This is a genomic window from Paraburkholderia sediminicola (assembly GCF_046026895.1).
GTDB lineage: Bacteria > Pseudomonadota > Gammaproteobacteria > Burkholderiales > Burkholderiaceae > Paraburkholderia > Paraburkholderia sediminicola_C.
Genome location: NZ_JAQQEU010000072.1, coordinates 26094 through 35550, shown reverse-complemented (window position 1 = coordinate 35550; position 9457 = coordinate 26094). Strand labels below are relative to the sequence as shown.

Annotated in this window: 8 protein-coding genes and 1 pseudogene; 5 read left to right on the top strand and 4 right to left on the bottom strand. The window is 59.0% G+C overall.

The annotated features are described in order from the left end of the window. Positions 1 to 229 (top strand): annotated as a pseudogene (locus tag PQR02_RS32380) (hypothetical protein); the annotation flags it as partial. Here PQR02_RS32380 and PQR02_RS32375 read toward each other — a convergent pair. Further along, positions 222 to 647, bottom strand: a complete 426-nt coding sequence (locus PQR02_RS32375; RefSeq protein ID WP_408241301.1) for an organic hydroperoxide resistance protein — start codon at positions 645 to 647, stop codon at positions 222 to 224. The pseudogene PQR02_RS32380 and the gene PQR02_RS32375 overlap by 8 nt on opposite strands. A gap of 496 nt (positions 648 to 1143) precedes the next feature. Next, positions 1144 to 1995, bottom strand: a complete 852-nt coding sequence (locus tag PQR02_RS32370; protein WP_408241298.1) for a LysR substrate-binding domain-containing protein — start codon at positions 1993 to 1995, stop codon at positions 1144 to 1146. A gap of 116 nt (positions 1996 to 2111) precedes the next feature. On the opposite strand from PQR02_RS32370, the gene PQR02_RS32365 reads away from it, so the two are divergent. The 4 genes from PQR02_RS32365 to PQR02_RS32350 all read left to right on the top strand — a co-directional run bounded on the left by PQR02_RS32365 (position 2112) and on the right by PQR02_RS32350 (position 6395). Continuing rightward, the gene (locus PQR02_RS32365; protein ID WP_408241295.1) at positions 2112 to 2762 is read left to right on the top strand and encodes an FMN-dependent NADH-azoreductase; all 651 of its coding nucleotides are present in this window, start codon (positions 2112 to 2114) and stop codon (positions 2760 to 2762) included. Between the two features lie 206 nt (positions 2763 to 2968). Further along, on the top strand, positions 2969 to 3748 hold the full coding sequence (locus PQR02_RS32360) for an alpha/beta fold hydrolase (RefSeq protein WP_408241292.1): 780 nt from the start codon (positions 2969 to 2971) through the stop codon (positions 3746 to 3748). A gap of 192 nt (positions 3749 to 3940) precedes the next feature. Beyond that, positions 3941 to 4564 carry a hypothetical protein gene (locus PQR02_RS32355; protein ID WP_408241289.1) on the top strand — a complete coding sequence of 208 codons (624 nt, stop codon included), beginning with the start codon at positions 3941 to 3943 and terminating at the stop codon, positions 4562 to 4564. Positions 4565 to 4682: 118 nt separating this feature from the next. Beyond that, complete coding sequence (locus PQR02_RS32350) at positions 4683 to 6395, top strand: FAD-dependent oxidoreductase (RefSeq protein ID WP_408241286.1); 1713 nt, start codon at positions 4683 to 4685, stop codon at positions 6393 to 6395. Positions 6396 to 6612: 217 nt separating this feature from the next. Here PQR02_RS32350 and PQR02_RS32345 read toward each other — a convergent pair whose 3' ends face one another. Beyond that, positions 6613 to 7839: an MFS transporter gene (locus tag PQR02_RS32345; RefSeq protein WP_408241283.1), complete on the bottom strand. Its 1227-nt coding sequence runs from the start codon at positions 7837 to 7839 to the stop codon at positions 6613 to 6615. A gap of 536 nt (positions 7840 to 8375) precedes the next feature. Then, positions 8376 to 9269, bottom strand: a complete 894-nt coding sequence (locus PQR02_RS32340; RefSeq protein ID WP_408241280.1) for an NAD-dependent epimerase/dehydratase family protein — start codon at positions 9267 to 9269, stop codon at positions 8376 to 8378. Positions 9270 to 9457 lie beyond the last annotated feature (188 nt).

The window sequence follows — 9457 nt, the reverse complement described above, 5'->3', positions numbered from 1 at the left end:
CGTTCTTAGCGACCGGCGCGGCCACGAGCGCGCTGGGTGGGCGATCCTCGATTCAAGCCGCACGCGCGACTCGGTGGTCAATACACTGTCGCCCCTGTTCGGCACGGGCGTGGGCTCACTTGGCGCGAGCATGCTGGTGCACTATGCGCCAGCATCTATGCGGCTCGTTTATGTCGTGCTGATCGCCCTGTTTGTGCTGCAAGCGGTCTTCGTGCTGTTGCTTAGATGAGCGTAAGTGTCACGTCTATGTTGTTGCGCGTTGCGTTCGAATAGGGGCACACGATATGGGCCTTGTTTATGAGGTCCTGAGCCACTTCGCGTCCCATGCCCGGCAACGATATCTCCAACTCGACTTCGATGCCGAATCCATTGGGAATGGCACCGATGCCCACGGTTCCGTTGACCGAAACATCGGCGGGGATAGCGATTTTGTCGCGCGCAGCAACGAATTGCATTGCACCGATAAAGCACGCACTGTAACCGGCGGCAAAGAGCTCTTCGGGGTTGGTGCCTCTCTCGCCTTTTCCACCCAATCCCTTCGGCCTTGTAAGCCTCAGGTCCAGTCCGCCCTCCGGTGCCACGGCGCGACCTTCCCGCCCTCCCGTAGCTTCGGCGTGAGCGCGGTAAAGGACGTTTTCGATCGACATTGTCAGCTCCTTATTGATGATTCAGATAAGGGGCGCAACCTGTGGCGCCCCGGCAATGCTTCAGTGACCGGCGCTCTGGTCGCCGTCGACGTGCAGGATTTGGCCCGTCACGAATCGCGTCATCGAGATACAGGATCGCGTTGACGATGTCGCTTGATGCCGCGTGCTGGTGCGACGATGCCATAGTTGAGCGCATGGAACGCTTTGACCGTCTCTGCGCCAATACCTTGCGATGCACAAGTAACGACTACGACCTTTCGCGACGTGTGCATGGAAAACCTCGAATATTGGATACGGCTCGCTTGCCGACCGGGTCAGCGGCTCCGATAGGCGCCCAATCTAGGCCTATGGATGCTCCGAGCAAACACCCACCATGGACAAACAGTTGTGCGCGAGCGGAACAAATCGAATCGTGACTCGATGATTCACGTGCCAGCACGGATCGAGCGAAGTCTCGATTCCATCTCTTTGGCACCCCCCTTGCGCTCGCTCGGAGTCATCCTCTATGCGCGAATGCCAGCATGATCGCGTTGCCCAGCTCGTCGGCTACGCTGGCCGACGCGCCCGGCTGTGCGAACATCGTGAACTCGACATCGGGCAGTACCGGTAGGCCGGCATCCGGCGCGACCGCATGCAAGCCATGCGCGAGTTGCGACTGCGCGATCGGCGTCACCGCAAAGCCCGCTTGCGCGGCGGCACACAGACCAGCGCCGCTGGAGCACACCAGCACGATCCGGTATTCACGGCCTGCGTGAGCGAGCGCGGCCAGTGCAGCCTCGCGATACGGGCACGGTTCTGGTAGAAGCGCGAGCGGAACCGGCACACCAGGCGCGGGCGATGCCATCGTTCCGCTGGCCCAGACGAGCGGTTCGCGCCACAGTACGTGTCCCCGGCGAGCATCGTGGCAGCGTCCGCCGATCACCAGGTCAAATTCGCCCTGATCCATCGCCTGCAGCAGTTGGGCCGGGATGCCGACCCGGACGCTGAACGCGATGCGCGGATAGCGCACCGCAAACGCCTGCATGACATTCATCAACCTGACGTTGGCGAGGTCTTCGGATAGGCCGACCCGGATCGCACCCTCGCTGGGTCCGCGAAGCAGTTGTGCCTGTGCGTCATGGTTGAGCGCGAGGATGGCACGCGCGTAACCCAGCAGCAGTTCGCCGTCCGCGGTGAGCGTAACCGAGCGCGTGGTGCGCGCGAGCAGGTCGCGGCCCGACTGTTTCTCCAGACGCCGCAGATGCGCGCTAACCGCGGACTGCGTCAGATTGAGACGGGCTGCGGCGTGCGTAAACCCCCCTTCCTGGACGACGGCCACGAACGAGCGCAGCAGAACGGTATCGAACATGGAATAGTCCTATCCAATACAGTGCGAATTCCACTGAATAGGACGATGATACTTCGTTTATATTTCGAAGCGAAATATGTTGTGATGGCGGCAGTCAACCCACTTGGAGTATCCCCATGCCGACCTTGCTGCATATCGAATCGTCGCCACGCAAGACGCGGTCTGCGTCGCTCGACGTAGCGCGCGCCTATCTGGAGGCCTATCGTGGCGCTCATCCGGATCATCCGATCGACGTGCTCGACCTGTGGGCGACCAAATTGCCGGAATTCAACGGCGACGCGCTCGATGCCAAGTACGCGGACCTGAGCGGCACGCCGCTCAGCGAAGCCCAGCAGCAGGCGTGGGCGGGGATCCGGCACCTCGCGCAGCGGCTGCACGAGGCGGATACGTTGCTGTTCTCCGTGCCACTGTGGAATTTTTCGATTCCGTACAAGCTCAAGCATTTCATCGACGTAGTGTCGCAGCGAAACATCCTGTTCTCATTCGATGAGCGTGGGCTCCAGGGCTTGCTGAAAGACAAGAAAGCGGTGGTGATCTATGCAAGAGGCCTCGACTATTCGATCGACTCGAACACACCTGCCCATTCGTTCGATTTTCAGCGGCCGTTTATGGAAACGTGGCTGCGCTTCGTCGGCGTCAGCGACATCGAATCGGTTGTCGTCGAGAAAACGCTGTTGGGCTCCGAAATCGATCCCGCGGCGAGACAGGCTGCACGCGATCGGGCAGTGGCGCTGGTGGGAGCGGCTTCCGTTTCGGTGGGTAGCTGAATTATCCCAAGTGACTAACGCGGAGCGCGACGGTTTGCTCCGCCGACATCCTTTCCGTGGTTACTGATCGAACAAGGGTTCGCTCTTTCAACATTATTGATTGGACTCCTTACCGTATTGACCGCGCAGATCGAGCCCGCTGAAATTAATGACGTGCGCGTGCGATATCGCCGCTCCCATTCCTACATTTTTAATGAGGTACTGCTTTGAACACGCTGATAAAGAAATGGTCGTTGTCGCTCGCCGTCGCGGGTTGTCTGTTATCCGCCGCCACTGCGCACGCCGCATCCGACCCGGACCTCGCAGGCAAGAACGTCGTGCTGGTACATGGCGCCTTCTCGGACGGATCGAGCTGGGATAAGGTCATTCCGCTCCTCGAAGCAAAAGGCCTGCATGTGACGGCCGTGCAAAATCCGCTGACGTCTCTTGGCGATGACGTTTCGGCAACGACCCGTACGATTGACAGGCAAAACGGTCCAGTGGTGCTGGTAGGCCATTCCTGGGCGGGCTCTGTCATCACGCAGGCGGGCAACGACGACAAGGTCAAGGCACTCGTGTATGTCGCAGCATTCGCTCCCGACAACGGACAATCGGCTAACGACATCCAAAAAGACCTGCCGGCACCGTCATGGGCGGCCGAGATTCACAAGGACGCAGCGGGTTTCCTGACGCTGTCCGATAAGGCGATCGCGGAAGATTTCGCGCCCGATGTTTCGCGGGCGCAAGCGCGTCTGCTCGCGGCGACACAAGAGCCGTGGTTTTCAGGCTGTCTCGTCGAAAATATCGGTCACGCAGCATGGCATGACAAGCCGTCTTGGTATGTCCTCACGACGAAAGACCAGATGGTCGGTCCCGCCTTCCAGATGAAGATGGCGAAACACATCGGCGCTACGGTCGTCAATGTAGAGGCGAGTCATGTACCGATGCTGTCGAAGCCTGAAGAGGTCGCAGCTGCAATCATCTCGGCAGCGCGGCAGACAAAGTAACAGGATGCGCCCGTTGCCAAGAAAGCAGCCGACAGATCTTGAGCGAGGCCGGTTAGTTTGCACCATACGACGTATCGCGCAGCGAGTCGCTTACCATGTCCAGTTCGACGCCGCACTCACCGGCAACTGGTTCGGTGGATCCCGAGCCAGATTAACTGTCTGCAAGACACCCAGCATATCTGGAGAATTCATATGTCAATGCACAGGAAACTGTGTGTTTTTCTCGCCACTCTGACATTGACCTGCGTCTCGTTCGCGCAGACGTCCGACGTCAAGCGCGAACGTATCCGCGGGGACATTGTGTCGCTTCGTGGCGATGTTCTGACAGTGCATCGCCAAAGCGGCCAAAGCGGTGACACTGTTTCGATCGAAATCAAGCCAGACGTCGCCGTAACGGCTCTCAAGGCGGTCAAGCTCTCCGACGTCAAAGTGGGATCGTATGTTGGGACGCCGGCAATTGCGGGTCCGGACGGAAAGCTGACTGCTACGTCAGTTCTGCTCTTTCCGGAAGCCGCGCGTGGGACACAGGAAGGACATTTTGCCTACGATTTTGGCCCCAACAGCACCATGACGAATGCCAACGTGGACAGTCTTGTTACAGCTGCCAGCGGTCGCGAACTCAAGCTCTCGTATAAGGGCGGCAGCAATACGGTGACAGTGCCGGAAAACGTGCCCGTCGTGACCATTGCACCGGCGACGCGAGCCGACCTCACATCGGGCAAGAAGGTGATCGTGGTCGTGACTCCTGATCAGCAAGGCGTCCTTGAAGCGCACGTGGTTCTGATAGAGAAAGACGGCGTTGTGCCAGCGCTCTAATGGCAATCGGCAGCTGCTGCGCCCCCACCCGGCCGCAACACTTGGTGATCCAACCAACGGATTTGTCGTTGAGTAGTGAACTAGCGAAATTACGTCGGCCATGTGCAAAGACACTCCCATGACATTGAAAGACGATGGATTACCTGGAGGCCGTGTAGCGCCCGAAGACTACGAAACCGTCGAGGCAGCGCAGCGCACCCAGATCGAGCGACGTCGGTATCAGATGTATCCCCGCTTGACTGAAACGCGGATAGCCAAGGCGGCTCGCTTCGGGACGACGGAACACTGGAAAGCCGGCGACCTCATGTTTCGTGCCGGAGAGCAGAGCGAAGGCATGAGGATTTTGACTCGTGGAACGGTACATTTGATCGTACGAAACGGATTTGGGCAGTCTCGCCTTTTTCAGGAGGTCGGTGCTGGGCACTTTCTCGGCGAGACAGCAACCCTCAGCGGCAAACCATACCTCGTTGATGCGATTGCCATCACTGACGTTGACGCGTTCCTCATCGCGCCTGAGCAGCTCCGGGCGCTTCTGATCGCGGAAGCTCAGCTCGGCTCAGAGATCATGCGAGCGTTCATTCTCCGACGCGTCGGATTGATTCAGGATGGTAGTGGTCCCATCCTGGTCGGATCTTCAACCGACCTGAGACTCATCGTCCTTGCAGATCTGCTAAGGCGCATGAATCATCCGCATCGGATCCTTGATCCGGCCACGGACGATGAGGCTCGCGATTTCCTTTCGAAAACACAGTGCGGAGAAGGACAGATGCCGCTAGCCGTGCTGGTTGATGGCTCTATCCTGCACAACCCCGATGAAACACTCCTCGCGTCGAAGCTTGGTCTTCTCTGCGACTTCGACGAATCCGACACGTACGACGCCGTAATTGTTGGCGCTGGACCAGCCGGACTTGCCGCGGCCGTATATGCCGCGTCGGAAGGACTATCAGTGCTCGTTTTCGATTCAAAGGGATTTGGCGGACAGGCCGGCGCAAGCACCAGGATCGAGAATTATCTCGGGTTTCCAACTGGCATCTCAGGTCACGTTCTGGTTAGCCGCGCATTTGAGCAGGCAGTTAAATTCGGAGCGGAAATAGTCATACCTACCGAAGTGGCGAAACTGCATTGCACGGAATCGCCCTTCAAGGTCGAACTTCTGGATGGTCGGTGCGCTCGTGCGAAGACGGTCGTTATAGCATCCGGCGCCGCCTATCGTCGCCCTCGGATCAGGGGCCTCAATGAGCCTGAGATTCGTGGCGTCTACTATTGGGCGTCCTCGATCGAGGGTCGTCTCTGTCAAGGCTCAGAAATCGTACTAGTGGGAGGGGGAAATTCTGCTGGACAGGCAATCGTCTTCCTGGCGAGCTATGCGGCACACGTACACGTGCTGATTCGACGCGAGAGCTTGCGCGAAACAATGTCAAGATATCTGATCGATCGCGTGAGCTCGTTCGCCAACGTGACAATACATAGCAATTCTGCCATCGAATCTGTCGTAGCCGACGAGGACAGTCTGACGGAGGTTCATTTCTGTTCAGCTGGGAGTCGTACACGAATCCCGACTCGCCACCTCTTCCTTTTTACCGGCGCTGACCCTGCCACTGGCTGGTTACGTGGATGCGGAGTGGAGGTTGATGACAAAGGTTTCGTTATAACCGGCTGCACTGGTTCGACGGAGTCAGCGGCCGCCCGCTTCGCCTTCCAGACGAGTGTTTCAGGCGTTTTTGCAATCGGCGACGTGCGCTCGACGTCGATTAAACGCGTTGCGTCCGCCGTCGGGGAAGGCGCTGCCGTAGTGTCCGAAATCCACGCGCTATTGACGGCCGAACGTTAAAAAAGTACCCAATCGCGGCACTTGGCGTTCCCTGGGTCTGTTTGCATTCGCTGAGATGTCTTTTTAGATCCTGCTTTTTTGGGCAAGCGAGGCAGGATGGTCCGAACGCTAGCTCGGCTGCGTTAGCGTCCGCTTCTGCCAATGAGCGGCGGCCATCCATGATGTCGGCCCGGCCGGTTGCCTCGAAACAAAAGCCACAGCCTCGATTTACCGGTCATTAGCCGATTCCTCCAGCGAGGCGTGCTGATTCAGGCAGCGATTTCAATCGCAGCATTGCTAGCACGCCCAAAGCGGGTCCCGGTGCCAGAAAAGCAAATGCCCATCGCCACCCGAGTGTGCCTGCGAGCAACGGGATGAGCCAGATCGTTGCCACCGTGAGGATGAAGCCGATGGCAAGCTGCAGTGTCAGTGCTGTTCCTACGTACGATTGGTCCGCAAGCTCTGTCACCATCGCAGAAAACTGCGCCGAGTCCGCGACTACCGTAAAGCCCCACACCAAGCCCACGCAGAGAAGCAGCCACGTGGGCGAGTCGAACAGCAACCCGATGAGCACGCAGCAACTGCCGGAAATAGCCATCATGAGCGCGGTCGTCCTGGTCCTGCCCCACCGATCGCCGAGGATGCCACCGGCCCAACAGCCCAACCCGCCGGCGGCGATAACCGCGAATGTCGCGTAGGCCGCGGCCGGGCCTGCCCCGATTCCCCTGGCTGCCAGCGCTTCCGAGAAGAACACAAGGAACCATGCATACATCGCAAACAATTCCCACATGTGGCCGAAGTAGCCAAACGAAGCGAGCCTAACCCCCCGATTCGCGAACACGCGCCACACCTGTGTGGGGTCGAACCTCGCCTTGGGGAAGGGGAAAGGGCCTTCCTTGACCGCGAACACTGTGATCAAGCCTCCCGCGAAGGTCAGCACGCAGGTTACGTAGATGACCACCCGCCAGTTCAGTCCGCCGAGTCCGTTGATGAGATGGGGCATCGCCTGTCCGACGACTATCGCCCCAACGAGAATCCCGAGTGCAATCCCGCGGCCCTTGCGGAACCACGTGCACATCAGCTTGAGCGCCGGCGGGTAGACGCCAGCGAGGAAAAAACCTGTTGCGAAACGTAATGCTATTCCGACGCCTGCTCCGCTTGCGATCTCCAGCAGCCCGTTCGCGGCGGCAGCGCCGATCGCTCCGCCCAGGATCACATGCTTCGGCGGCACGATATCGGAAATGTTGAGCAGGCTCGAGGCCAGTGCCCCGCACACAAAGCCGAGTTGAACCGCGATGGTCAGCCACGCGGCCGCACTGACGGAGAGCGCCCATTCCGCGCGCAATTGAGGAATCACCGCGGCGGCCGAGAACCACGGTGTCATGGACAGGACGAGTGTGACGGCGAGCACCGCCAGTGCGCGCCATCGATCGGGATTCTGCTCCTGGAGGACGTCCCCGCTCATTCTCATACTCCACGCTCAAATATTGAATCGGCACCGGCCCGTCTGCGCAGATGTTATAACCGGTGCTCATCCACCGTCTACAATCGACCGCGTGCGTGAACCAACGCCGCTGCATCCCGGCCGAGCGTTACCTGATACTACGTCTATCGACCGACTGGACGCGCTGTCGAATTCGTTTCATCGCTTTGCAACTCCAGACCGACGCGATCGAGCACGCTTCAATGCTGCGAATCGTCTTTGACACGACGAGTCCCGTATTCGAACTATAGCGTGATCCTGAAACTTGATTCCCTGTCTGCGGGTGGACGCGAATGATGCGCTCGCCACGGCCGCCACCAAAAGCGAGGCCCAGCCGGCAGATGAATCAACCCGGATGCGCCGTTAGAGTACGAGCGCCGTGCCAAGGGTTCGCTTACCGACGAGTGGCTAATTCCAGGCCCGGTGCGGTGCCCGGTTTATGGCGCCACCGACGCGCCCGAATCGGTGCGCGACAACACGCAGCCGCCGCTCGCGGCACGCGTGCTGCGCCGAGCCCTTTACTTCGGAACCTGGTCCCTCCATCGATATTGCTGCTGCCAGCCGAGCAGACGCTTCAGCTTCTCATTGCTCAGCAAGGTCTCGAACTCTCCCAATTGTTTTCTGACGGGCACTTCCGGATAAAAGCGTTTCAGCAGTTCCGCCGTCGGCAGATCCGATGAAACGTCGTCGGCCGCCACGTTCATCACTTCAAAGCCCAAGCCGTCCTTTTCGATGCCCAGTCGGCACGCAACGGCGAGATCGCGTCCATCGATGTAGCTCCACGCAATCCGTTTGCGCAACCCCGGATCCTTGAAATAGGCCGGGAATTTCTCGTAGTCAACGGGATCGAGCACATTGCCGATGCGGAAACAGTAGATGTCCGCATTCGTGCGCGCGTGGAACGCCTTTGCCGTCACCTCGTTGATGACCTTCGACATCGCGTAGCTATCCATCGGATCGACCGGATACACCTCATCGAGCGGGAAATACTCTGGGTTTCGGTGACGATGCGCGAACACCACACCATACGTCGTCTCGCTCGACGCCACGATCACCTTCTTGATACCTAGCTTCGACGCAGCATCGAGCACGTTGTATGTCGCCATCACGTTGATGCGGAACACTTCGTTGTCGGTCGTGACGAGAATGCGCGGGATGGCTGCAAAGTGCACGATCGCGTCGATGGGCTTCGGCTCCAGATCGGCGTCGAATTCCTTGGGCGTGGTGGTCGACGCCAACGCATTGAATACCTGGCCGGCGTCGGTCAGATCCGTAATCAGCGTGCGGGCAACAGGCTTCGCCATCGGCACCCGATCGAGGTTGAGCACTTCATAGCCATGCTGCACCAATTCCTCGACGACCCACTTGCCGGCCAGCCCGCTGCCGCCCGTCACTATCACTCGCTTCATCATGCGTGTTACTCCAGATGGGGGATTAGGTTTCAAGTTGCGGATACATGCTACTGCCCTTCGCCTAACGGTTTCTGTGACGCGCGTCATAGTCGGCTCGACAACCACCCCCGTGACAACCCCTATACGTTTCTATGACTCCCGTCACAGATTTTGCGCTCTCGCTAAACCTATGATCGGTTCTGAGCGAA

Excerpts from the sequence above, each read along its gene's own strand:
- PQR02_RS32375 (WP_408241301.1), bottom strand. The coding sequence starts at position 647 with ATGTCGATCGAAAACGTCCTTTACCGCGCTCACGCCGAAGCTACGGGA.
- PQR02_RS32370 (WP_408241298.1), bottom strand. The coding sequence starts at position 1,995 with ATGTTCGATACCGTTCTGCTGCGCTCGTTCGTGGCCGTCGTCCAGGAA.
- PQR02_RS32365 (WP_408241295.1), top strand. The coding sequence starts at position 2,112 with ATGCCGACCTTGCTGCATATCGAATCGTCGCCACGCAAGACGCGGTCT.
- PQR02_RS32355 (WP_408241289.1), top strand. The coding sequence starts at position 3,941 with ATGTCAATGCACAGGAAACTGTGTGTTTTTCTCGCCACTCTGACATTG.
- PQR02_RS32350 (WP_408241286.1), top strand. The coding sequence starts at position 4,683 with ATGACATTGAAAGACGATGGATTACCTGGAGGCCGTGTAGCGCCCGAA.
- PQR02_RS32345 (WP_408241283.1), bottom strand. The coding sequence starts at position 7,839 with ATGAGCGGGGACGTCCTCCAGGAGCAGAATCCCGATCGATGGCGCGCA.
- PQR02_RS32340 (WP_408241280.1), bottom strand. The coding sequence starts at position 9,269 with ATGATGAAGCGAGTGATAGTGACGGGCGGCAGCGGGCTGGCCGGCAAG.